Origin of the sequence: Fusicatenibacter faecihominis (assembly GCF_020686945.1) — a bacterium.
Lineage (GTDB): Bacteria > Bacillota > Clostridia > Lachnospirales > Lachnospiraceae > Limivivens > Limivivens faecihominis.
On the sequence record NZ_JAJEPR010000005.1, the window covers coordinates 13,373 to 37,949 of the forward strand.

20 protein-coding genes, 5 tRNA genes and 1 other RNA gene are annotated in these 24,577 nt (G+C 50.3%); 2 read left to right on the forward strand and 24 right to left on the reverse strand.

The window, feature by feature from the left end; all coding sequences use genetic code 11:
• Positions 1-10: 10 nt before the first annotated feature.
• The 5 genes from hemZ to LKD71_RS04150 form a co-directional block, all read right to left on the reverse strand.
• Positions 11-1,483, reverse strand: a complete 1,473-nt coding sequence (gene hemZ / locus LKD71_RS04130) for a coproporphyrinogen dehydrogenase HemZ (RefSeq protein ID WP_227614472.1) — start codon at positions 1,481-1,483, stop codon at positions 11-13.
• A gap of 12 nt (positions 1,484-1,495) precedes the next feature.
• Positions 1,496-2,137, reverse strand: coding sequence for an MBL fold metallo-hydrolase (locus LKD71_RS04135; RefSeq protein WP_227614473.1), 642 nt, complete (start codon positions 2,135-2,137; stop codon positions 1,496-1,498).
• 17 nt (positions 2,138-2,154) lie between these two features.
• Positions 2,155-4,467, reverse strand: coding sequence for a RelA/SpoT family protein (locus tag LKD71_RS04140; RefSeq protein ID WP_331466377.1), 2,313 nt, complete (start codon positions 4,465-4,467; stop codon positions 2,155-2,157).
• A gap of 39 nt (positions 4,468-4,506) precedes the next feature.
• The gene (locus LKD71_RS04145; protein WP_178045024.1) at positions 4,507-5,031 is read right to left on the reverse strand and encodes an adenine phosphoribosyltransferase; all 525 of its coding nucleotides are present in this window, start codon (positions 5,029-5,031) and stop codon (positions 4,507-4,509) included.
• A gap of 295 nt (positions 5,032-5,326) precedes the next feature.
• Positions 5,327-5,410 (reverse strand) — tRNA-Leu (locus LKD71_RS04150).
• Between the two features lie 212 nt (positions 5,411-5,622).
• Between LKD71_RS04150 and LKD71_RS04155 the strand changes: the two genes are divergently transcribed.
• Positions 5,623-5,706 (forward strand) — tRNA-Leu (locus LKD71_RS04155).
• 40 nt (positions 5,707-5,746) lie between these two features.
• A tRNA-Leu gene (locus tag LKD71_RS04160) sits at positions 5,747-5,830 on the forward strand.
• Positions 5,831-6,334: 504 nt separating this feature from the next.
• Here the strand turns inward: LKD71_RS04160 and LKD71_RS04165 are convergent.
• From LKD71_RS04165 to LKD71_RS04255, 19 genes are all read right to left on the reverse strand, one after another.
• A tRNA-Leu gene (locus LKD71_RS04165) sits at positions 6,335-6,418 on the reverse strand.
• A gap of 34 nt (positions 6,419-6,452) precedes the next feature.
• A tRNA-Leu gene (locus LKD71_RS04170) sits at positions 6,453-6,536 on the reverse strand.
• Positions 6,537-6,797: 261 nt separating this feature from the next.
• Positions 6,798-7,067 (reverse strand): acylphosphatase, encoded by a 270-nt coding sequence (locus tag LKD71_RS04175; protein WP_227614474.1) that lies wholly within the window; start codon positions 7,065-7,067, stop codon positions 6,798-6,800.
• Between the two features lie 71 nt (positions 7,068-7,138).
• Positions 7,139-7,484: RNase P RNA component class A (gene rnpB / locus LKD71_RS04180), an RNA gene on the reverse strand.
• Positions 7,485-7,550: 66 nt separating this feature from the next.
• Positions 7,551-7,907 carry a 50S ribosomal protein L20 gene (gene rplT / locus LKD71_RS04185; protein WP_178045160.1) on the reverse strand — a complete coding sequence of 119 codons (357 nt, stop codon included), beginning with the start codon at positions 7,905-7,907 and terminating at the stop codon, positions 7,551-7,553.
• Between the two features lie 28 nt (positions 7,908-7,935).
• Positions 7,936-8,133 (reverse strand): 50S ribosomal protein L35, encoded by a 198-nt coding sequence (rpmI, locus tag LKD71_RS04190; RefSeq protein ID WP_117763956.1) that lies wholly within the window; start codon positions 8,131-8,133, stop codon positions 7,936-7,938.
• 88 nt (positions 8,134-8,221) lie between these two features.
• On the reverse strand, positions 8,222-8,716 hold the full coding sequence (gene infC / locus LKD71_RS04195; RefSeq protein WP_178045161.1) for a translation initiation factor IF-3: 495 nt from the start codon (positions 8,714-8,716) through the stop codon (positions 8,222-8,224).
• Between the two features lie 232 nt (positions 8,717-8,948).
• Positions 8,949-9,272 (reverse strand): DUF1540 domain-containing protein, encoded by a 324-nt coding sequence (locus LKD71_RS04200; protein ID WP_178045162.1) that lies wholly within the window; start codon positions 9,270-9,272, stop codon positions 8,949-8,951.
• 218 nt (positions 9,273-9,490) lie between these two features.
• Positions 9,491-11,422 (reverse strand): threonine--tRNA ligase, encoded by a 1,932-nt coding sequence (thrS, locus tag LKD71_RS04205; RefSeq protein ID WP_227614475.1) that lies wholly within the window; start codon positions 11,420-11,422, stop codon positions 9,491-9,493.
• A gap of 294 nt (positions 11,423-11,716) precedes the next feature.
• Positions 11,717-13,858, reverse strand: coding sequence for a DUF6449 domain-containing protein (locus LKD71_RS04210; RefSeq protein ID WP_227614477.1), 2,142 nt, complete (start codon positions 13,856-13,858; stop codon positions 11,717-11,719).
• Positions 13,818-14,735: an ABC transporter ATP-binding protein gene (locus LKD71_RS04215; RefSeq protein WP_178045165.1), complete on the reverse strand. Its 918-nt coding sequence runs from the start codon at positions 14,733-14,735 to the stop codon at positions 13,818-13,820. Before LKD71_RS04215 ends, LKD71_RS04210 begins: the two co-directional genes overlap by 41 nt.
• 299 nt (positions 14,736-15,034) lie before the next feature.
• Positions 15,035-15,577, reverse strand: coding sequence for a TIGR01440 family protein (locus tag LKD71_RS04220; RefSeq protein WP_227614478.1), 543 nt, complete (start codon positions 15,575-15,577; stop codon positions 15,035-15,037).
• 39 nt (positions 15,578-15,616) lie between these two features.
• A complete protein-coding gene (locus LKD71_RS04225; RefSeq protein ID WP_227614480.1) occupies positions 15,617-16,345 on the reverse strand; it encodes a YdcF family protein in 729 nt (242 codons plus the stop codon).
• 65 nt (positions 16,346-16,410) lie between these two features.
• Positions 16,411-16,917, reverse strand: coding sequence for an SEC-C metal-binding domain-containing protein (locus tag LKD71_RS04230; protein ID WP_178045698.1), 507 nt, complete (start codon positions 16,915-16,917; stop codon positions 16,411-16,413).
• A gap of 237 nt (positions 16,918-17,154) precedes the next feature.
• The gene (locus LKD71_RS04235) at positions 17,155-18,120 is read right to left on the reverse strand and encodes a Gfo/Idh/MocA family protein (RefSeq protein WP_227614482.1); all 966 of its coding nucleotides are present in this window, start codon (positions 18,118-18,120) and stop codon (positions 17,155-17,157) included.
• 3 nt (positions 18,121-18,123) lie between these two features.
• Entirely contained in the window at positions 18,124-19,725 is a 1,602-nt protein-coding gene (locus LKD71_RS04240) for a ribonuclease J (protein WP_408610971.1), read from the reverse strand.
• A 309-nt stretch (positions 19,726-20,034) separates the two neighbouring features.
• Positions 20,035-21,381, reverse strand: coding sequence for an MATE family efflux transporter (locus LKD71_RS04245; RefSeq protein ID WP_178045701.1), 1,347 nt, complete (start codon positions 21,379-21,381; stop codon positions 20,035-20,037).
• A 336-nt stretch (positions 21,382-21,717) separates the two neighbouring features.
• Positions 21,718-23,697, reverse strand: coding sequence for an FtsX-like permease family protein (locus tag LKD71_RS04250; RefSeq protein ID WP_227614483.1), 1,980 nt, complete (start codon positions 23,695-23,697; stop codon positions 21,718-21,720).
• On the reverse strand, positions 23,690-24,457 hold the full coding sequence (locus LKD71_RS04255; protein WP_178046821.1) for an ABC transporter ATP-binding protein: 768 nt from the start codon (positions 24,455-24,457) through the stop codon (positions 23,690-23,692). Before LKD71_RS04255 ends, LKD71_RS04250 begins: the two co-directional genes overlap by 8 nt.
• Positions 24,458-24,577: the final 120 nt, after the last annotated feature.

Below are 24,577 nucleotides of genomic sequence, written 5' to 3' on the forward strand. Positions count from 1 at the left end.
CTTCTTATTTCTATACTTCTGCAAAAAATTTCTGTTTTCGTTCGATCATCTCGTCGATCCGGGAGATGTAGGATGCCACATCCTTGACGTTCTCGCAACGCTCGATGCGGTGCGTGCCATCCTCGTTGGCTTCAGGCCAGACACGCTTCGTGGAGGCGCCGGCTCCCAGTGCCAGGATGGACTGTTTCTCCTCCATAATCAGGATGTTGTAGATGCCTTCTTTTCCCGGGCGGGCATAGCCCACGTTCTCCAGGTTGCCTGCCATGTTTTTCTGGCGGTAGAGATAGTAAGGGAAAAGACCGGAACTCATGCAGGCTTTCTCGGTCATATCCATGATTTCCATATTGTTGATGAAGGACATTTCCTTATACTGATCCTTGAACATATTCAGCCGGGCGGCCCTTTTGACTGCCAGAGAATGGACGGTTACACTGTCCGGATCCAGTTTTTTGATCTCCTGGAGGGTATACTCCACTTCATCTTTTCCCTCGCCGGGAAGACCAACGATGAGATCCATATTGATATTGTCAAAACCAAGCTCCCGAGCCAGAAGGAAGGCTGCTTTTGTCTCCTCCACCGTATGTCTCCGGCCGATGATCTCCAGTGTTTTCTGGTTCATGGTCTGGGGATTGATGGAAATCCGGGTGACGGGGTGCTTTTTGATGACTTCCAGTTTTTCCCTGGTAATGCTGTCCGGACGGCCCGCTTCCACGGTAAACTCCTGCACCTTACTGAGATCAAAATGCCGCTTGATCTCTGTCAGCAGCCGGTCCAGCTGCTCCGGCTCCAGGGTCGTCGGGGTTCCGCCGCCGATGTAGACCGTATCCAGCTGCCGTTCCTTATAGATCTCCGCCCCGTAGGCAATCTCCTTGCAGAGAGCATCCAGATAATCGTCCACCTTCTTTTTCCAGACGGAAAGGGGGCTGGAGCTGAAGGAACAGTAGAGGCAGATACTGGGACAGAACGGGATCCCCACATAGAGGCTGTAGCCGTTGTCATAATCGATATCTCTCAAAATATGCCGTTCCCGGTTGGCAATTGAGATGCCAAGGGAGGTCTTCGCCGGACTGATAAGATACGTTTTTCGCATATAATCCGCGATGTCCCGGTTGCTCATGCCCTGCTCCAGAAGAGCCATGGGGATCTTCGTGGGCCGGATGCCGGTCAGCGTCCCCCAGGGAAGCGTGGTTCCCGTATAGTCGCTGAGCATCCGGTAAACCCGGTATTTCAGATGATTTTTCGTCTCTTTCCGGTTCTTCTCGTACTCCACCGCCTCGGTGTCTTCCTTCACCACCTGGCCGTCCTTCTCAAAACGAACCGCAATTTCCTGTTCTTTGTAGATCACAGAGATTTTCAGAAGGGCCTCACCGGCATTTTCCGGTTCCTCATAACAGACAGTCACATCCTCGCCGGGATAAAAAGACTTCACCAGAGAATGCAGGTCATACTCAAAATCCTGTTTGTTTAACTGTATTAAAATCATTTCGTTTTTTCCTTACGCATAGGGGTTCCAGCACCTTTCCTGTTCAATGCTCGTATCGTTCTCGTGGCCCGGATAAACCTCGGTCTCTGCCGGAAGTTCCTTCAGAAGACGACGCACGGAAGTCACCAGTGCGGAGCTGCTCCCCCCCGGAAAATCCGTTCTTCCCACGGAGCCGCAGAAAAGGGTATCCCCGGAGAAAAGCACCTGCTCCTCCGGAAAATAAAAGCAGCAGCCTCCCGGTGTATGGCCCGGTGTATGGAACACCTGAATAGAAAAACCGGCCAGCTCCAGCTGGTCTTTATCCTTCAGAAGCTGGTCCGCCTGCAGGGTCATGGGCTTTCCGAAAAGGCCGGTGGAAAGATTTTTATCCGCATCCCCCAGCATTTCCTGGTCCTCCGCACCCACATAAACCGGAATACCATAATGTTTCCTAAGCTCCGGTACGGCTCCGATATGATCCCGATGGCCGTGGGTCAGAAGGATGGCCTTCGGTGTCACACCCTCTTCCGTAAGCTTCGCCGCCACGGTAGCCGCCCCGTCCCCGGGATCAATGATCAGAGCTTCTTTTTTCTCCGTCTGAATCACCAGATAGCAGTTGGTCCGGATTGGCCCCAGATGGAGCTCCACCAGCTTCATTTTCTTTGCTTCACTCATCGTATGCTCCCTTTCTGTCAGCCCGTACTTCTCTCGATATCAATGACGCTCTCAACCTGCCGGATCTTGGCAATGATGGAATTGAGCTCCTCCTTGCTGTGTACGTCGAAACTCATCGTGATGGTCGCTTTTCCCTGCTTGTTGGTCCGGGAATTGACGCCGGTCAGGTCGATCTTCATCTCCGTGAGGATCTTGGAAACATCCACCAGCACGCCGGTACGGTTGTTGACATAGATCTTGATCTCTGCCGGGAATCGCTCGTTGGGATTGTCCGCCTCTCCTTCCTGCCACTCTGCATCGATCAGGCGGGCTCTCTCCTCCGCGCTCAGGTTGATGATGTTGACACAGTCGGTCCGGTGAATAGACACACCTCTTCCGCGGGTGACAAAGCCCACGATCTCATCGCCGGGCACCGGAGAACAGCACTTGGAATAGCGGACAGCCAGATCGTGAAGGCCTCTCACCACAATGGCACTGTGATTCTTGCTTCTGCGGTGCTCGATCTCCTGGGCATGTTCCACGACAGATTCTACGAGTTTTTCATCGGTAAGCTCTTTTTTCTTCTTCTTCTCGTAACCTTCCACAAGCTTATTTACGACCTGACCTTCCTTGAGGCCGCCGTGGCCAATGGCTGCCAGGATGGAATCCCAGTCCTTGAAGCCATATTTCCGCATGACCGCTTCCATCAGGTCATTTTTCAGAAGATCACTCAAAGGAATGCCCTTGGTCTTACAGTAGGTCGCCATGAGTTCTTTTCCTTTGATGATATTGTCATCCTTCAGCTCATTTTTGAACCACTGGTTTATCTTGTTTTTCGCCTGGGTGCTCTTGACGATCTTGAGCCAGTCCCGGCTGGGCCCCTTGGAGTTCTGGGAGGTAATGATCTCGATCCGGTCTCCGTTCTGGATCACATAATCGATATTCACCAGTTTTCCGTTGACTCTGGCTCCTACCATCTTATTTCCGACCGCACTGTGGATACTATAGGCAAAGTCGATGGGTGTGGAACCGTTCGGCAGGTTTTTCACATCGCCCGCCGGTGTAAAGCAGTAAACACTCTCTGCAAACAGGTCCAGGTCACTTTTCAGAAGACCCATGAACTCCCGGTTATCGGACATGTCCCGCTGCCACTCCAGGATCTGACGAAGCCAGCTCAATTTCTCTTCTTCCTGCTGGGCCGCCGGTTTTATGCCGTTAGCCGCCTCTTTGTATTTCCAGTGGGCTGCGATACCGTACTCGGCGGTACGGTGCATCTCAAATGTACGGATCTGGATTTCAAAAGGCTGGCCATTCGGACCAATCAGGGTCGTATGAAGAGACTGGTACATGTTCTGTTTCGGCATCGCGATGTAATCCTTGAAACGGCCCGGAATCGGCTTGTACATCTCATGGATGATACCTAAGGCTGCATAACAGTCTTTCACCGTATCGACGATGATACGCACCGCAAAAAGGTCATAAATCTGATCCAGGGTCTTTTCCTGGTTGACCATCTTTTTATAAATACTGAAAAAATGTTTGGCACGGCCGTCTATTTCGGCTTTGATCCCGGCCTTGTCCATCTGCTCGCGGACGTCTTTTACAATGCTCTGGACAAATTTCTCGCGCTCGCTTTTCCGGAGGGCAATCTTTTCCACGAGGTCGTAATAAACCTCGGGTTCCAGATATTTCAGGGAAAGGTCATCCAACTCCACCTTGATTTTTGAAATACCAAGACGGTGAGCGATGGGCGCATAGATCTCCATGGTCTCTCGAGCCTTTTCCTTCTGTTTCTCCGGCTTCATGTACTTCAGTGTACGCATATTGTGGAGACGGTCCGCCAGCTTGACCAGGATGACCCGGATATCCTTGGCCATCGCCAGGAACATCTTACGGAGGTTCTCCGCCTGCTCTTCCACCTTGTCCACTTTATAGGACAGCTGAGTCAGCTTGGTGACGCCGTCAACGATGACCTCCACCTCTTCGCCAAACTCCTGCTTGATCTCCTCCGGTGTCATGACCGTATCCTCCACCACATCATGAAGAAGGCCAGCCACAATACTCTCCTTGTCCAACTCCAGATCAGCCAGAATGATCGCCACACAGAGAGGGTGAATAATATAAGGCTCACCGGACTTGCGAAGCTGCCCTTTATGCGCCTCGTCAGCAATATGATAAGCCTTTTCTATCATGGAAATGTCCGTGGAAGGATGGTATTTCTTTACGCTGTCGATCAATTCTTTGTATAGAATATCCGGGCTGGTAAAATCTGCCATGGTCTTCACACTGGCATCCGCTTTTTTCACTTCATCTACTTTATAGTTGCCGCTCTCGTCTTTTGCCATATCCATCACCGCTTTCTGTATCGTTTTTTATTTTATATAGGAAATTCAGTTTCCTTCGTAGCTGATGACAGAAGCCACATCGTAGCCTTTCAGGCGTTCTCTGCCTTTCAGGCCTTTGAGCTCCATCAGGAAGATTACCTTGACAACCTCTCCGCCCAGACGCTCGATCATCTTGATACAGGCCTCCACGGTTCCGCCGGTAGCGATGAGGTCATCCACGATAACAACCTTCTGGCCCGGTTTGATGGAATCCTTGTGCATCTCGATTGTAGCGCTGCCATACTCCAGATCATAGTCCTGAGAAATAGTCTCCAGCGGAAGTTTGCCTTTCTTACGCACCGGAACGAAGGGCTTTTTCTCTTTATATGCGATGGGCACACCAAAGATAAAACCTCTGGATTCGGTTCCGACTACCACATCAAAATCGACTCCTTTCAGAAGATCATCCATGGAATCGATGGCCAGCTGCAGGCCTTCTGCGTCATTCAGCACACTTGTGATATCACGGAAAATAATACCCGGTTCTGGGAAATCCGGAATACTTCTGACATATTCTTCAATTTTTTTCATCTTCTTATCCTCCAGTCTTATCTATGGATGCCTTTCGGCGGCATTTTTATTCCCCTGAAAAACAGCGAATCAAACAGTCATGCCTGCATGGATATCTGACGACCGCCACAAGGGACAAATACTCTTTCAACTATAGTAGTATAACATCGGGAAAACATGATTGCAAGCCACGATACACAAAAAGGCTCCACAGAACATCGACTGTTCTATGAAACCCTGCCCTCATGATAACTACTCAGGATTTTTCTCTTATACCCTAAAACCGCAAAGGAAAAAATCCTGTAAAACGAAAAAGTGCGGAAGGCGGGACTTGAACCCGCACGGTATTGCTACCACAGGCACCTGAAGCCTGCGCGTCTGCCAATTCCGCCACTTCCGCATTTCATTTCTTATGAACTTTTCTGTGCTGTCTCTCAAGCACAGGTTTATAATACAACAGGAATTTCTGTTTGTCAACACCTTTTTTGAATTTTTTTATTTTTTTCGCTAGTTTAAAAAATTTTGAAAAATTCGAAAAAAGTAGTTGACGAGTGGCAAAAACGATGCTATAATCTGTCTTGTTCCTGAGGAACACAAAACTTCACAGAGTGAGCGGGAGTGCTGGAATTGGCAGACAGGCTAGACTAAGGATCTAGTGTTGGCAACGACGTGTGGGTTCAAGTCCCATCTCCCGCATCTTTCTTAAAAGTTGGATGTGTTGTTCGAAGAACAAAATGCGGAAGTGGCGGAATTGGCAGACGCGCAGGCTTCAGGTGCCTGTGGTAGCAATACCGTGCGGGTTCAAGTCCCGCCTTCCGCATTCTTTTGTTTTTTAAAAAGAATTGCAGGGATGAATAAAAGAGTCAGACCGAAAGGCCTTGGCTCTTTTTTTGTATGGTGGCTTTGAAAAGCCACCGTGGAATATAACGAGAGGAAAACCATCGGTGTTGCGCCAGTCCCACCCCCTCGTGTCTCCCCTCCAGAGCACGCCAGGAAATAGGGGGCTTACGTCAGACTGGCATGCCAGGAAATAGAGGGGCTTACGTCAGACCGGGAGGTAACGACGATGTTTTCCAAGTTGCAGACATAAAATCAGCCAAACAATTACTCGTTTATTCTCTTGTTTTCAACTTGTAGACAAAGATTTAACCACCATTGCTGTTGTGATATATTAATAAGTAGAAAGACGGACACACCATGAGCGACTCTGATGGTTACCCCCCTGCATATTCCCGTAGAGGCTTCCAAAGCCACTATATAAAAAAAGAGCTAAGACTTCACATCTTAACTCTCATTTCCGCAATTCATTTTAAACAAAAAAGAATGCGGAAGGCGGGACTTGAACCCGCACGGTATTGCTACCACAGGCACCTGAAGCCTGCGCGTCTGCCAATTCCGCCACTTCCGCATTTTGTTCGCTGCATCCAACTTTTTAAGAAGGATGCGGGAGATGGGACTTGAACCCACACGTCGTTGCCAACACTAGATCCTTAGTCTAGCCTGTCTGCCAATTCCAGCACTCCCGCTCGCTCTATGAAGTTTTCTGTTCCTCACGAACATTTAATATTATACATGTAATTCCGCCATCTGTCAACCACTTTTTTCAATTTTTCCAAATTTTTTTATCCACCAGAATATACTAAAAAGCTTTCAATCATCCAAGCAGAGTTGCAGGCAAAGCAACCGTCCTGATACTCACGAACATTTAGCAGTTTTGCAGAATATGAACAATGCAACACGTCAAACCATCAGGGACAGAAAAAGCCATTAACTCCGTCCCCAGTGGCTCATCTCACATGGAAGCCGCTCTCCTCGATAACATCCATATCCATGCAGCTCATGCGGTCGATCCACGCATAACTCATTCTCTTCAGCTGTTCCAGCAGCTTCGCGATGGCCGCCGGGTCGCCCTGAACTTCCATCTCCACACTTCCGTCCCATTCATTTTTCACCCAGCCTGTAAGGCCAAGGCCAGAAGCCATCCATCTGGCTCTGGAGCGGAAGCCCACACCCTGGACGTTTCCGTAAAAACAAAAATGTTTTCTTACTTTCTTCATTCGATCTTCCTCTGGATAAAGCAAAACCCGCAGCGGACCGCGGGTTTTCCTTCTATATATAATATACTTTTTTAATGAGCAAAACGATAAGCCGGGTTATGTCGTTGGATGGTCATCTATCTAGGCCTGCTGTTGCCAGCAGGCTCAAGCGACCTACCTGAGACCGACGGGCCGCCGTATGTCTCTATTCGGTCTTGCTTCGGATGGGGTTTACATGTGCCCCGTCTGTTACCAGCCGGGCGGTAGTCTCTTACACTGCCCTTCCACCCTTACCCGCCAAAGCGGGCGGTTCATTTCTGTTGCACTGTCCTTGGAGTCGCCTCCACCGGATGTTATCCGGCACCCTGCCCTATGAAGCCCGGACTTTCCTCGTCTGACACCTTTCGGACTGTCAGCCGCGACCATCTGTCTTACTCATTGCATAAGAGAAAAGGCAGTCTTGCCGGATTTCTCCATTCAGCCTGCCTTTATGATCCACTTATCTTAAGCCAGTTTGCTCTTTGCCAGCTCTGCCAGAGTCTTGAAGCCCTCAGCATCGTTGATAGCCATGTCAGCCAGGATCTTTCTGTTCATCTCAACGCCAGCCAGTTTCAGGCCGTACATGAATTTGCTGTAGGAAAGACCATTCATACGAGCTGCTGCGTTGATACGAGCGATCCACAGCTGTCTGAACTGACGCTTTCTCTCTTTTCTTCCTGCGTAGGAGCTGGTCAGAGCTCTCATGACAGACTGTTTTGCGATTCTATACTGTTTGGAACGTGCGCCTCTGTAACCTTTTGCCAGTTTCAGGGTTCTGTTATGTCTCTTCTTAGCGTTTAAGCCGCCTTTAATTCTTGCCATCTCTTAATTTCCTCCTTCAGTCTTTCGATTATAAATACGGTAAAATCTTCTTCATGTTCTTGAAGTTGGTAGCGTCCACGATTGTAGCCTTTCTCAGGTTTCTCTTTCTCTTCGTGGTCTTCTTGGTTAAGATATGGCTCTTATAAGCTTTATTTCTCTTTAATTTACCGGTTCCTGTCTTTTTGAAACGTTTTGCAGCTGCTCTGCTGGTTTTAATCTTGGGCATTCTTATGTTCCTCCTTATTCTGAATCTATCTGCGGTTATGACACCGCACGGTCAAACCCGAAGGCTTTCCCCTATTTTAACTGCGTGATTAGCGTTTTTCAGTTAAAAACATTGTCATATTTCGACCCTCGATCTTCGGGGGCTTATCCACACTGGCGACATCCTTCAGCTGTTCTGCGAAGTCGTCCAGGATGTGCTTGCTGCTCTGCATATGAGCCATCTCGCGTCCACGGAAACGCAGGGTAACTTTTACCTTGTTGCCTTTCTCGATGAACTTTCTTGCCGCTCCTACCTTGGTATTCAAATCATTCACGTCAATATTCGGTGACAGGCGAACTTCTTTGACCTCGATGGTCTTCTGTTTTTTCTTAGCTTCTTTTTCTTTTCTGGCCTGCTCGTAACGATATTTTCCATAATCGATAATCTTGCAGACGGGCGGTTTAGCCGCAGGAGCAATTTTTACCAAATCAAGCTCTGCCTCTTTTGCCATCTTCATAGCATCTCTGGCAGACATAATACCTAACTGTTCTCCGTTTTCTCCAATCAAGCGGATCTCCTTATCGCGGATCTGCTCGTTAATCATTAATTCGCTAATTGTTTTGCACCTCCGTACCGTTGTTTGTTCATGATGATCAGCGGACATAAAAAAAGATGGACGCGATTGTCCACCATACAAATGCCCCGTTTCAACAGGGAAATCTATGAACCGCCAGTCACTGACTCGTGCTGAGGTGAGAGTGGACACTCTGCTTTCTTTTCTTAACCTGCACTAGGATACCATAGATTTCCCACATTGTCAACAAGTTTTTTTCAAATTATTTTCCACAGTTACAATGGAAAGTTCCGCACTGGGTTTCTTCCTTCTGTTTTGCAGAAGAGCCGTCGATATCGATCTTCGATGCGGTACAGCACTGACCCTCGTTGTACTGACAGTGACAGGCCTTACAGCCCACGTCGATGGTGGCGCTGGGAACGCCGGCGCTGCTGGTCACTCCGTTTCCGGTTCTGGCCATAAAGCTCTCACAGCAGGTTTCTCCCGGCTGCTCGGCCTCTTTTCCTCCGACGGTGATATCTCCCTTGCTGCAGTACTCTCCTTTGTTGTAGATACAGCTCATCGCTGAACAAACTAATAACGGCATGATACTACCTCCTTTTTTATTGGCGCACAGTAACCATTCAGGAGTCACTATCCCGCGAGGTGTTTTGGCATGAATATGCCAAAATCCCGAGGGTTGCATGCAAAAATCCCATCGCCAAAGGCGATTTTCATTGGATTTTTGCTCGTAACTGTGAAGGTACTGAACAGTTGCGTACAGAAGCAGTATCTGCCGTTATCTCATTTTTTATTCAAAAAAATTTACTTCTGCTCTTCCACTTCCACCTTGCGGTTCTCGCGGTTTTTGATCTCCTCTTTGATATCAGAGATGAAGGCATCAAGACCCTTCTGGCCCTCGTCGCCTTTGAAACGGCTTCTCACAGATACGACGCCGTCCTCTTCCTCTTTGGCGCCGACTACCAGCATATAGGGGATCTTCTGCAGTCTTGCCTCACGGATCTTGTAGCCGATCTTCTCAGCCTTGGTGTCGATCTCGGCACGGATACCGGCCTCTTTCAGCTCAGCAAGAACTTTCTGGCCATATTCCATGTATTTATCGGAGATCGGCAGTACGCGAACCTGTACCGGAGCCAGCCAGGTCGGGAATGCGCCTGCGAAATGCTCGATCAGAATACCGATGAAACGCTCGATGGAACCGAATACAACGCGGTGAATCATAATCGGACGATGTTTCTCGCCGTCAGCTGCGATGTACTCGAGGTTAAAGCGCTGCGGCAGCTGGAAGTCAAGCTGAATGGTACCGCACTGCCAGGTTCTTCCCAGAGAATCCTCCAGATGGAAGTCGATCTTCGGTCCGTAGAATGCGCCGTCGCCCTCGTTAACTGCGTAATCCAGACCCAGATCATCCAGAGCAGCCCGAAGAGCATCGGTAGCCATCTCCCAGTCCTCGTCGCTTCCCATGGAATCTTCCGGACGGGTAGAGAGCTCTACATGATATTTGAAGCCGAAGAGACTGTATACCTCGTCGATCAGTTTTGCAACGCCTTTGATCTCCTCACGGATCTGATCCGGAGTCATGAAGATATGGGCATCATCCTGGGTGAAGCAGCGCACACGCATCAGACCGTGGAGCTGTCCGGATTTCTCATGACGGTGAACCAGTCCCAGCTCTCCCATACGAAGCGGCAGATCACGGTAGGAACGCGGCTCGGACTCGTAAACCAGAACGCCGCCCGGGCAGTTCATCGGTTTGATGGCGAAATCCTGGTCATCGATGACGGTGGTGTACATGTTCTCTTTGTAGTGATCCCAGTGACCGGAGGTCTCCCAAAGCTGACGGTTCAGCATGATCGGGGTGGAAATCTCCTGATAGCCTGCTTTGTTGTGTATCTCTCTCCAGTAGTCCAGCAGAGTGTTTTTCAGAACCATTCCCTTCGGCAGGAAGAACGGGAAGCCCGGTCCCTCTTCTCTCATCATGAAGATACCCAGCTCTTTACCGATCTTTCTATGGTCTCTCTTCTTTGCCTCCTCGATGCGGGCAAGATACTCTTCGAGGTCTGCTTTCTTGGTAAATGCAGTACCGTAGATACGGGTCAGCATCTTGTTTTTCTCGTTTCCTCTCCAGTAAGCACCTGCCAGGCTGGTGAGTTTGAAGGCCTTCACGGTCTTGGTGTTCATGAGGTGCGGTCCTGCACAGAGGTCCACAAACTCGCCCTGACGATAAAAGCTCAGCTCTGCATCTTCCGGAAGATCCTCAATCAGCTGTACCTTGTAGGGTTCTTCTTTTTCCTGCATGAATTTGATGGCCTCTTCGCGGGTCATTGTGAAACGCTCCAGCGGAAGGGCTTCTTTGACGATCTTCTTCATCTCAGCCTCGATCTTCTCCAGATCCTCGCTGGTAAAAGGAGTTTCTCTGTCTACATCATAGTAGAAACCGTCTTTGATGGAAGGTCCGATGGCCAGTTTAGTCTCCGGATACAGACGTTTGATGGCCTGAGCCATGATATGGGAAGCAGTGTGGCGGAATGCAGCTTTTCCTCCCTCGCTGTCAAAAGTCAGAATGTTCAGCTCGCAGTCAGAATCCACAACGGTACGAAGATCTACCTCCTCGCCGTTGATCTCGCCGGCACAGGCAACCCGGGCCAGCCCCTCGCTGATGTCCATAGCGATGTCATAAACGCTTTTTGCTTCTGCGTACTCTTTTTTAGAGCCGTCTTTCAGTGTGATGATCATAATTTTCCTCCTTACAAAATTAAAAGCCCCCTGTGATCCTTCTTCTCGGAAAGATCACAAGGGGCGAGTTATCATTTTCCCGCGGTTCCACCCTTATTTCTGGCATAGCCACTCATTGAGATGATAACGGTGTCAAACCGGGCCGGATTGGGGCCGCTTAAAAAGAAGCTGGTCTTCAAATGGTTCCTGCCGGGATGCTCGCACCTCTATCATCCCTCTCTGAGACATTCTGCCACTCTACTCGTCTTCTAATGCTTTACCTGGGACTGATTATAAACACAGCTTCTCATTTTGTCAAGGCGTGATCCGACTTTTTTCAGAAGTTCTCTGACGCATATTATTTTCCAGGATCGTACGGATGTCCTCCGGAAGCTCACTTCCCGGCACCATAAAGGTCTGCAGGTAGTCGTCATCCGAGCCGTAGGCAGTGATGTAATAGATATCATCGTCCGTATCCGGAGCCGTGCAGTACTTATAGGAAAGCATGCTCAAAAGTTCTTTTTTCTGGCTGTCGGAAATGAGATCCGTCTCTCCGGCTCCCACAGCCAGAAGATTCAGAGCGAAATCATTATTTTCATACCAGACCGTGAGCGCTCTCACCTCATTCGGGTCCAGGGTATCCGGGAAAACAACTCCGAACTGTTCCAGAACCTGAATCGTCCGCGTAAAGGACCTGAGAATAGGATAGCCGTTGTCCTCATCGCTGATGAGGTTGGCCTCTATGCTTCCGTTTTTCACTTCCTGATGCTCCGGCTCGTAGCTGATGGACATCGTTCCCAGAAGTTCGCTGCCGGAAATATCGCTGTATTTAAGCGTCAGAAGATCCTCCTCATAAGCCTTGGCAAACTCTTCTTTTTCCTGCTGGCTCTGGAAGGTATAACTTCCATTCCGGGTGTTGACGCCATAAGCCCAGATCGAAGAGATTTCCTCGCATTTTCTTCCGAAAATCGGATACATCGCCTTGATAAAGCCCGGCTTCTCATAAAGCTTCTCCGCATTTTCCTCGAAAACGTCTCTGTCCACAGGGTAAGTCCGATAAACGACCCGGCCATTTTTCAGGTTATAACGGATATCCACCAGGATTTTTGTCACATCCTCCTCGGTTCCTCTGTCGGCGTTCTGACTTCCGTTCTCCGCCATGGCATAGATGGGTTCGAACTCCGTCAACTGGTAGGAATCCAGCACCTGAATGGAATCCTCGCTGGTGGTGCTGGTGCTTGACATTTCCGTATAGGTCATGACCTGATGGTAAACGTTGGCGAGGGCATAATTATTCACTGACATGCAGGCGATCTTATCCGCATCCGGAAGGTAAGTGTCATAGCCCAGAAGATCAAAGCGGAATACCAGAGCGATGCCAAAAGTCAGCACCGTCACCGCGAGAAGCTCCAGTGGCCGTTTCAGCACATTCCGGATATCTGTATAATAAATGAAATCCACGACTCCCGTAAATACCAGCAGCCCCAGAGCAATGCCGCCGAAAAACCAGAGATCACTCTGGGTATAGGAAAAGGTCTTGAGAAAGATTCCCACGGCCAGGGAGACGGTGCAGACTGCCAGAATCTTGATGAGCACGCCGATCTTCGGGAAGACCACTGAATTTCCTGCCGCCTCCGACCTCCTGTTCCGGTAAAGGCAGACGGAAAGCAGAATCTCCACCAGTAGAAACAGAATCAGAATCCCCAGCTCCAGAAAGGGCAAATCCCCGGAAAGGCCATTTTCCACATACTGGTTCCATTTTTCTGTGAGGTCCAGCATGCAGGTGGCCGGGCAGGGATATTTCCGGAAAAGATTGGGAATCTCCTGCTCCAGATACCCCGTGTAAAAGGTCCGCTCAAAGAGCCGGTAAAGCCAGGCCACGAGACCGGTAAAGCCAAAAAGCAGCGGCACCAGAAGAACGCTGACCAGAAGCTTCCCCGTCATCAGCATCGCCACGAGGCAGAGAAAATAGGCCACGAGAAAGATCAGTAAATAGAGGAAAAATTTCCCCAGCACCGCCTGGACAAGGTTCAGATCCGCCACATGATAGATGGCTCCCATGAAAAGCTCCTCGATCGCGGCAGCCCCCGTGGCTCCGGCAAAGATCACAAGACCGGAAGCAGCCTTTAAAAGCAGCCAGGTCTCCCGTTTCACCGGCAGGCTGTGATAGAAATCCAGCTTCGGCCGGGAATAAATATAGGAGAAACCCGTGAGGGCACAGATAGCCGCCATCAATACCACCGCCAGCGCGTAGTAATTGTTTCCGCTGTAGGTGAGCGCATTCAGAAAACGCGGGCTCAGGTCCGTCTCCCCGTAAATGCTGATCATCCCCTGGATGTTATCCAGGATGACTCCCGGAAAGATCAGGCAGAAAACGAGGAATGACATCACCAGGAGCCAGCTTCTCTTTTTCAGGTCATCTTTTAACAGCATCGTGAATGATCTCTTTGATATCATATCCGGCAACCTCCGTCTCGCTGATAAAAATTTCTTCCAGAGTCAGCGGAAGTACCTCGGAAAATACAGGGTCCTTCTCCTCTATACTCATAAGAATCTCCTGTCTCGTTCCCCGGGCGATGACCGTGAGGAGCGAGCCTCTTTTCTCGTACTGCACCACGTTCAGCTCTTCCAGGAGTTCTTTTTCCTTCTCCGGGTCCCGGATCACGCACTGGAGCTTGTGGATGTGGTATTTCATATCCTCCAGATCCCTGGACAAAAGGATGCCGCCCTTGTGCAGAAGACCGATGTGATCGCAGATATCCTCCAGTTCACGAAGGCTGTGGGACGCAATGACCACGGAAAAATCGCGTTTGGAGAGTTCCCCGGCCAGGATGCTCTTCATGGCTTGACGCATCAGCGGATCCAGGCCGTCGAAGGTCTCGTCGCAGAGAAGATATTTGGTCCCGGCACAGATTCCAAGGAGCATGAGCACCTGACGCTTCATTCCTTTGGAAAAAGAAGCGAGTTTCCGTCTCCGGTCCAGCTGAAAGCGCTCCATGAGATCAAAGAAGCGGTACTCGTCAAAATGGGGATAGAGGATCTCGTAATATTCTGCCATGCTTTCCCCTGTGGCATTCGGAAAAAAATAGGCCTCGTCGGAGAGAAAGCAGATCCGCCCTTTGACTTTCGGATTTTCGTATACGTTTTCTCCGTCCACCATGACGCTGCCGGTATCCGGGCAGATCACACCGCACATGATCCGAAGGAGGGTGCTTTTTCCCGCTCCATTGGTCCCCACCAGCCCGAAAATGCTCTTTTCCTGGACTGCGGCGATGACGTTGTTCAGGGCGTCTGTGTTGGAGAATTTCTTATTTACACCGTTAATTTCTATCATAGGCTCCTCCATACCGGGTCCCAGGTTCAAAAGTCTTATCGTGCAAGCACGAACGACTTTTGGAACTTTTGACCCTGGTACAGTGAAAATTAAGTAACCGCCATATTGACTTGTCTGATTTTTCATCTGCTGCGTTGTCGCCAATCGACGTAGCCACCGCTACGCCTCATTCCTCCGCCTTGCATATGAAGAAATCATCCTGCGTCAATATAGCAGATACTTAATTTTCACTGTACTAGTATTCTTATATCACAAAGTCCCCTGCCAAAGCAAGGGACTTCATTTTTAATTAAGAAAACTTATAATAGATCGTGGTTATAATGCGCTCTCTCCCCGCCCACAAACTTCCGTCTTGTCCGGGCGCAGACCACATGGGCGGAACCGATGGTCTTCTGTTCGATCCGGACGGGAACCGCCACTTTCTTCAGATGCATGCCGATGAGAGTGTCGCCGATATCAATTCCAGCATGGGCGCGGATCTCCTCGACGGCCACGGGGTCCTTAAAGCCTGCATAAGCAGCCGTGGCAAAGGAACCGCCGGCCTTGAGCTGAGGCACGACGTTGACCTCCTCATAGCCGTATTTCTCTGCTGCTGCCCGCTCCAGAATCAGCGCCCGGTTCAGATGCTCACAGCACTGGGCCGCGAGGAAAACGCCCTGCCTGTCCAGCTCTCCTTTGATTCCCTCAAAGACAGCCTGGCCGATCTCCGCGCTGGAATGGGTACCGATCTTCTCCGCTCCGATCTCGCTGCTCGAACAGCCTACCACCAGGAGCTCTCCTTCCTTCATTTTGGCCACCTCAAAAAGCTGGGCTGCTGCCCGCGCCGCTTCCTCTCTGATCATCTCAAGTGTCTCCATAGTATTCCTTTCCGGCTTTTCGCCTTACCTGAGGGAGATATCCCCTCTCGCCACTGCTTTTATCATGGCAAAAAATTCCCGCACCAGATAGTGGATCTGATAAAGCGGGTCCGAGGGAGCCGCCAGTCCGCTCACATTCGTATACCCCTGCTTTTTCGCCATCTTAAGCGCCCGATAGATATGAAAGTTATTTGTCACCAGTCCGACCTTCTTTTCCCGGTCGATGAGTTTTCCCGTATAATCCAGATTCTCACTGGTGGTTGTGGAGTCCGTCTCCACAAGAATCCTCTTTTCGTCGATGCCATGCAGCAACAGATACTCCTTCATAACCTCCGCTTCTGTGATGTCCTCCCCGGGGCCTCTGCCGCCGGAAACCACAGCGATCGTCCCGGGATTTTCTTCCAGATAAGCCAGCGCCGTATCCAGGCGCTTCCTTAAGGCCCTGCTCGGAACCGTTCCCCGGACCTGGGCTCCGAGAATCACCAGATAATCAAGTTCCGGCTTCCCTTTTGCAAACATACCGGTCATGATAAGGCCTTCCACCCCTGCAAAAATCAGGAGGCAGACCCCCAGGATGCCTCCCGCCGCCAGGGCTGCCGACTTCGGCAAATGCCATTTTCCAAAATGATGAAGGGCTCCCGAGGCTGAGAGAAAACCACCCACCAGAAGCCAGATCACGGAAAAATCCATGCCCACGCTGAGGAGCATTACAAAATAGACCAGACAGATTCCTCCAAGGATCATCGCAACCATACATATTCCTCCGAATTACAAGAAAAGGCGCCCGTTTTTCCACAGACGCCTTCTCCCTTACTTTCTTATTTATTTCTGCCGCAGCAGTATTTGTATTTCTTTCCGCTTCCGCAGGGGCAGGGATCGTTTCTGCCGATCTTCGGTCCTTTGACAACGGTGTTTGCCTTCTTTGCCTCAATGAAGAGTTTCTTCTTGTGATCCGGCTCGAAGATCTCGTCCCACATGGGCAGATCATACAGCCAGTCAGCCTTGGCGTCTACCATGTTCTTGTAGAGCATCTCTTTATCGAAAGCCAAGGTTACTTCAGTGTTCTCATCCATGGTCTCGATCGGGTTCGGCACTTTCAGGCTGTCATTGATACCATCCAGAAAACCTGCCATGGTCAGAACCTTGATGCCATATTTGTCAGCCAGCTCTTTTACGGTACCTTTTACAACCTCATCCGGATTGGAAAGGAGTTTCTCATAGATTCCTTTCTCGATGAGGAAATACTCGGTCCAGAATTTCTGCAGCTGTTTTTTATCAGCCTCCTGATTGTAGGCAATCTCACGCCATTCCTGTAATAATCCCATTTTACTTATACCATCCTTTGTTTCAGATTAGTCATTGCCATGTCTATTTCATTCATAGGACATGGTGTCTTTACGACACGCTTATTTTATTATATACTAACTTTAAAATTTTTTCAACGCTTATTGCATAAACCTTTTCAAAAGGGTCATACTGTTAGTGTCTACAGAAGAGAAAATAGAATACTTATCCTCCCCTTAAAGAAGGCCGGCCGCCGAATGTGCAGCCGGCCTCTCCTTTTATTCAGGCTCTGTAGCGTCGATCTCGTCGAAAAGCTCCGCGCAGGAAAGCGTCGCGCTGTGGGGAACCACCGGGCTTTCACAAAGACCGATCTCCACGCAGCGGATCATCTCCTCGATCTCATAGGTAAAGCCGTTCTTCGTCACCTCATCCCGGAAATGTTCCAGAAGCTCGCCTTTTTCTCCATAGAGGAAGGCCTCTGATGCATAATGGGGATAAGGAAGCTCGATGCGGCCTCTCTCTCCGTAGATGACCAGCCGCTCGTCGGTATCTGCGGCGAAGGTTGTCATAAGACTTGCCAGCGTCTCTTCAAATTCCAGCGTCACAATACTGCTCTCATCCACGCCGCTCTCGCTCCAGATAGCGGAAACAGTCCGGTTTTTCAGTTTCTGGCGGATGAGATACGTCGTGATCTCATAGGCATAAACCGTAATATCCTTGGAAGCGCCGCCCCCAAGCTTCGGTGAATAATAACGTTTTTCCGGATCCTGGTCTGCCCGAAAACCGATGGTGCAATGGGCAAGCTTTGCCTTGCCGATTCTCCCTGTAGCCAGCCATTCTTCTGCTTCCCGCACGGCCGGAAGGAAGCGGCTCCAGAGGGCCTCCATGACAAAAATTCCTTTTCTCTCAGAGAGAGAAAAGACCTCCCTTGCCTCCCGGCTGTTTCGGAACATGGCTTTTTCGCAGAGCACGGGAACGCCGTATTTCAGGCAGAGCATCGAAAGACGGTGATGATCGTTCGGTGTCACCGCAATGTAGGCTCCGTCCGGTTTTTCCATCTGAAGCATTTCTTCATAGTCCCCATAAGCCTTCACGACACCGTTTTTCTCTGCAAAATTCATTGCTTTTGTGAGGCTTTTGCTGGCCACGGCCACCACAGCCGCGCCCTCAATCAGAGAGACGGCCTCACAGAATTTTCCGGCGATATTTCCGGCTCCCAGAATCACAAAACGAAATTCTTTCATGCGTTAAACCTCCATGATAATGGGGATAATTACCGGTTTTCTCTTGATTTTCTTCCAGAGGAACTCGTCCAGGGCATCCCGGATCTCTCCTTTGATCTTGCCCCACTCCCGGTAATTCTTCTTCTCGCAGCGTTTCACAGCTTCCATGGCCACGGCGCGGAGCTCCTGCATGAGCTCGCCGGATTCTCTCACATAGACGAAGCCTCTGGAAATGATATCCGGGCCGGCCAGAAGGTTGTTGGTACCTTTTTCCAGGGAAAGAGTCACGACAATGATACCGTTCTCGGAAAGGTTCTGGCGGTCGCGGATGACTATATTGCCCACATCGCCGATGCCAAGGCCATCCACAAAGACCTCGCGCGCGGTAACTTTTCCGGTGACTTTTCCCTCCTCCTCTGAGAGCTCCAGCACGTCTCCGGACTGGATCAGCATAACTCTCTCATCGGGGATGCCAAGCTCCCGTGCAAGACCTGCCGCTGCCGCCCGGTGACGGTATTCGCCGTGGACGGGGATCGCGTAGCGCGGTTTCAGTAAGGAATAGATAAGCTTCAGCTCTTCCTGGCAGGCGTGGCCGGATACATGGGTATCCTGGAAGATCACTGTAGCTCCTTTTTCCGTCAGTTCGTTGATGATGCGGGATACGGCTTTCTCATTTCCCGGAATCGGATTGGAGCTTAAAATGATCGTATCGTTGGGCTTGATCCGCACCTTTCTGTGGGTGCCGTCGGCCATACGGGACAGGGCTGCCATCTCCTCGCCCTGGCTTCCGGTAGTGATAAAGACAAGCTGCTCGTCGGGGTAACGGTTCATATCGTTGACACTGATGAGGGTCTTGTCCGGAATCTTCACATAGCCGAGGTCTGTGGCGATCTCAATAACCGTCTCCATGCTCCGGCCCTGAAGGATAACCTTCCGGCCGTACTTGTGGGCCGTATTGATGAGCTGTTGCACACGATCCACATTGGAAGCGAAGGTTGCAACGATGATTCTTCTCTTCTTATGCTCTGCAAAAAGGGTATCAAAGGTCTTGGCTACCTTGGTCTCAGACGGGGTAAAGCCCGGGCGGAGGGCGTTGGTACTGTCGCTCAAAACAGCCAGCACTCCTTTTTTACCAATAATACTTAAGCGCTGCAGATCGATGGGTTCTCCAAAAAGCGGCGTATAATCCACTTTGAAATCTCCGGTGTGGAGAATGACGCCTGCCGGCGTATAAATGGCGAGGGCAGAGGCTCCTGCGATGCTGTGGTTGGTCTTGATAAATTCCACCCGCATATCGCCTAAAACGACATAGCCGCCCTGTTTTACTACTTTGCGTCGGGTTTTCCGGATCAGATTGGCTTCCTTCAGCTTGTGCTCGATGAGGCCCATCGTAAGCCGTGTGGCATACACCGGCACATTCAGCTGAGGCAGGATGTAAGGCAGGGCTCCGATATGGTCCTCATGACCATGGGTGATAACGAAGCCTTTGACTTTCTCTTTATTTTTCACCAGGTAGGAAACATCCGGGATCACCTTGTCGATACCCAGCATGTCGCCTTCCGGAAACGCGATTCCACAGTCTACCACCACGATGGTATCTTCGTACTCGATGGCGGTAATGTTCATTCCGATCTTGTCAAGTCCCCCTAAAGGGATAATTTTTACTGATTTACTTTCTTTTTTGTCTGTTTTCAATGTTCATCTCCTGCTGTTTTTTCCGCACGCCCACACGTCCCGGGCATGCTGTCTCATTATTTTTTATTCCGCCCGGCATCTCAAAAAAGAGACGCTCTCTTTTCACCCTTTTTACAGTATAACCATTTTTTCCCTGATAGGCAAGCCCCGCTTTTTTTCAAGTTGCCCAAAATTTTCTCCCGGAAACAAAAAAATCCGCCAAAAACCGGCAGTTTCGCCGATCTTTGACGGATAAAAAATTTATGCGGCAGCGTTTTCCTCCGACGGAAATTTCCGTATAACGGAGAAATAAGTGATGATCAGAATCACATCTGCCAGAATCCAGGCTGCCGGGGAGGCGAAAGCCACACCCAGAAAGCCCAGCCTTCCCACAAGACCAAAGGCCACGGAGGCACGGCCGACAAGCTCGAAAACGCCGGCAAACATGGCGATGAAGCTGTAGCCCATGGCCTGAATGCTGTTTCTCAGGATAAAGATCAGCATCAGGAAGGGATAAAACGATGAGATCACCCGGAGGAAGAGCTGAATCTGATCCATGAGCTCCGTCTCATTGGAATCGATGAAGAGCAGGGCGATATATCTGCCTGCGCTCCAGACAATCACAAAGGAAATCACACAGAGGCAGGCACAGATCAGACAGGCACAACGGATGCCCTTCCGGATTCTGCCATACTCCTTCGCTCCGAGGTTCTGACTGCAGTAGGTGGCCATCGTGGTTCCCATGCTCTCAAAGGCTGCTGAGAAAATGAAGGAAATCTTGTTTCCCGCAGTCATGGCCGCCACGGAAACGGAACCCAGACCGTTTACCGCGCTCTGCAAAATGACGCCGCCCACAGCCGTGATGGAAAACTGCAGCGCCATGGGAATACCCTGTTTTAAGAGAGCGCCCATTTTTTCCAGGGAAACCTGGAACTCTTCCTTTCGAATCCGAAGCACCTCATAATGACGGAACATGTAGAAAAGACAGAGGACGCCGGAAATTCCCTGGGAAGTCACCGTCGCCACAGCCACGCCCGTGGTTCCCATATGGAAGACGATGACAAAGAGAAGGTCCAGAATGATATTCAAGACGGAAGAAAAAATCAGGGCAAAAAGCGGGGTCCGGCTGTCTCCGATCGCCCTCAAAATCGCGGAGGCCGCATTATAGAGCATGGAGAAAAATGTTCCCGCCAGGATCCAGATGAGATAGTTATAGGAATCGGAAAAAATCTCCTCCGGAGTTCCGGTCAGTTCCAGAATATCCTTACAGAAATACATCGTGAGCGGCGTCATGATGGCCGAGATGATGACGATGAGGTAAAAACCGTTCGCCATATAGTTTCTCATACCTTCGTAGTCCTTCGCTCCGAAGCGCTGGCCCACTTTGACGCCAAAACCGATCGTGATGCCCATGGCGAAGCCCAGAATCAGAAAGTTGATGGAACCGGTGGCTCCCACTCCTGCCAGGGCGTTGACTCCCACGAATTTTCCCACGACAATCGTATCCACCATACTGTAAAACTGCTGGAACACGCTGCCCAGAAGCACGGGGATAAAAAATTTCAGTATCAGTCCCAGAGGATTGCCCCGGGTCATATCCTTGCTCATTTGTTTCTCCTCCTTTAGCACATACCTACGAATTGCTCCGCTGCAAAGCAGCTCTCGTAAGGTCTCCGCTCCGCTTCGGTCGGTGCTAAACGTGTGCCACTGGCACACAGCACCTGCAAACATTCGAAATCCGCTGATTTACTGCGTAAATCGCTACTGTCTACGCTCCGCTTCGGTCGGTGCAAAACGAACATCCACTGGATGTTCTGCACCTCATGTTTGGCGGGTCCCAAGTTCAAAATCCTTATCGTGCAAGCACGAACGGCTTTTTGAACTTTTGACCCTGGTATTCAAAGTATATCAGGAGTTTTTCCAAAGAGCAACTGTCTTTTTTGTTTACCAGCGTACGAGGCGGTAGTAGGTCCGGGCTGTGAAAAAGTAGACCAGGCCGTAAAAAGCCAGGAAGATAAAAAAGGTCAGAAGCACGCCGATGAGAAAAATCTTCTGATTTCCCAGATTCATCAAAAGTAATATCTTACTCATCATCGGATAGGCGAAGACCATATGAACCCCTGCGGCCAGCACGGGCAGAAGAAAGACCGTTTTCACCTGGCTGTTGATCGTCCGGCGGACCTCCCGTTTATCCATGCCCACCTTCTGCATGATGACAAAGCGGTCGTGATCCTCATAGCCCTCGGAAACCTGTTTATAGTAGATGATAAGCACCGTCGCCATGAGAAACAGAAAGCCCAGGAAAATGCCCACAAAGAAAATGCCGCCGTAAAGGGAATAGAAATTTTCTCTCGAGGAAGCCGTTCCCTCGATATACACCAGACTTCCCCAGTCTTTTTCTGCCAGAAGGGAGGACAGAGCTGTCTCCATCTCCGCCTGAGTCTTGCTGTCTCCGTCAAGATCGATACCCATAAAATAATTCCAGGTCCCATTTGTCACGATTTCCCCGGTCAGTTCTTCAATGGAAGCCTGATCCGGAAAGATCAGATAATAGATGGAGCCCATCATGACCCGCTGAGCCTTCACAGAATCCAGGCCTGTCACGGCTCCCATCATCTTCCACTCTTTTCCCTGGATCGTCAGAGTTCCTTCCAGAGCTTTCTCGGCCTTTCCATAGACACTGTCATAAAAGATCTCCCCCTGACCAAGCGTGAGATTCTGCCCGGTAATCCGGTTGAAATCGTCGAGAGACAGACAGTAAATCGCCACTGCACTTCCCAGGCCTCCATTCGGATCATAGGTAAAGTTTTTCTCGTTTCTCTGGGCATAAAAATTCCGGTACCGGTAATTTTCCTCGTTATCCTGAATCGAAAGGCCGTACTGAGCCGCAGCATCAGCAGTCAGCTGTTCCAGTTCCGTGATCTCTTCTTCCGTCACCCCGCTGGCTGCCACCTGGACATTTCTCGGGAAACGGGTCCTTAAAAGGTCGTCCATTCCGAAGTAAAGGCAGGTCGTCGTGGATACAATGAGGATCACCGCCGTGGACATGATACAGATGCTCGCAAGCCCTGCCGCATTCTGCTTCATTCGGTAAAGCATACCGGAAACGCTCGTAAAATGGCGGCTCTGATAATAGTAGCCTTTGTTCTTTTTCAGCATTTTCAGTATAAAGATGCTTCCTGCCGTGAAAAGACAGTAGGTTCCGATGATGACCAGCACCACCGCCAGGAAGAAATAGGCGATAGCGCCCAAGGGCGACTCGATGGTCACCGCCAGATAATAGCCGGCTCCCAGGGAGACAAGACCCACAAGAACGAGAAACCAGCGGTTTTTCGGCTCCCGCTCCGCCGTCTGATTACTTTTTAAAAGCTCCGTGGTCTCAGAGCGGAAGATCTGGCGCACGCCATAGATGGCCAGCAGAAAAAAGACCATTCCGAAAAGCACCACCGTCTCCGTAAAGGCTGATACGGAGAACTCAAAGCCCAGAATCCGGGGTGCATGGAGAATCCGGCAAAGTAGCAGAAGGACCGCCTTATAAAAGACCGTTCCCGCCAGAAGGCCTAAGCCCAGACCCAGCAAAACTGTGTAAAAAAGCTCCAGAACCAGAATCAGGGCCACATGGCGCTTCTCCATGCCTAAGATGTGATAGAGGCCGAACTCTTTTTTCCGCCGCTTCAGAAGAAAGCTGTTCGTATAAAAAAGAAAGATCAGGGAGAAAATACCGACAATCCGCTCCCCCATCAGCAGGATCTCTCTCATAAAACCGCCACCAAGCATGAAATCCAGCGCCGGACTCACGGCCAGGGCTCCCATGATGTCAAAGATTGCCGCCATTCCCGTCAGGGTCAGGATAAAGGGCAGGTACACCTGACAGTTTTTCTTCAGATTTCCCGCCGCCATCTTAAAAAACATGGTTTTACGCATGACGCTCACCTCCCGTGGTCAGGACCGTCATCGCGTCAGAAACCTTCCGGTACATCTCCTCCAGAGAATCGGCTCCGCGGTAGATCTGGTGAAAGACCTCGCCGTCCTTGATAAAGAGCACTCTTCCCGCGTGGGCCGCCGCCCGGACGCTGTGGGTCACCATAAGGATCGTCTGCCCTTCCTCATTGACCCGGTCAAAAAGCTCCAGAAGCTTTCCGGAAGCCCGGGAGTCCAGAGCACCCGTCGGCTCATCCGCCAGAAGAAGCTTCGGCTGGGTGATCAGGGCTCTAGCTGCCGCTGCCCGCTGTTTCTGGCCTCCGGAGACCTCGTAGGGGTATTTGTCCAGAAGACTCTGGATCTCCAGTTTTTCCGTCAGGGGCTTTAAGCGGCTTTCCATTTCCTTATAGGGCACCCCGGAGAGAACCAGGGGCAGGAAGATATTATCCCTGAGAGAAAAAGTGTCCAGAAGATTAAAGTCCTGGAACACAAAACCCAGATTTTTCCGGCGAAAGGCCGCCAGTTCTTTTTCCCGGATATCTCCCATACGCTGACCGTTTAAGCGGACCTCCCCCGCTGTGGGCCGGTCCAGAGCCGCCAGGATATTGAGAAGGGTCGTTTTTCCGGAACCGGACTCGCCCATGATCGCCACATATTCTCCGGGTTCCACGCTGAAGGACACATTTTTCAGCGCCTCAACCTGATTGCCGCCGAAACGGGTCGTATAAATTTTTTTCACATTGCTGACTTCAAGAATCGCCATGATGAACCTCCTTAAACAATCACATTTTACACTCTGATTATAGGAGAAGGGAGAAATATCTGCCATTTCTTTGGCTTACATTTCCCCCTTCATCCTTACAAAACGGAAAGGTAACTGTTC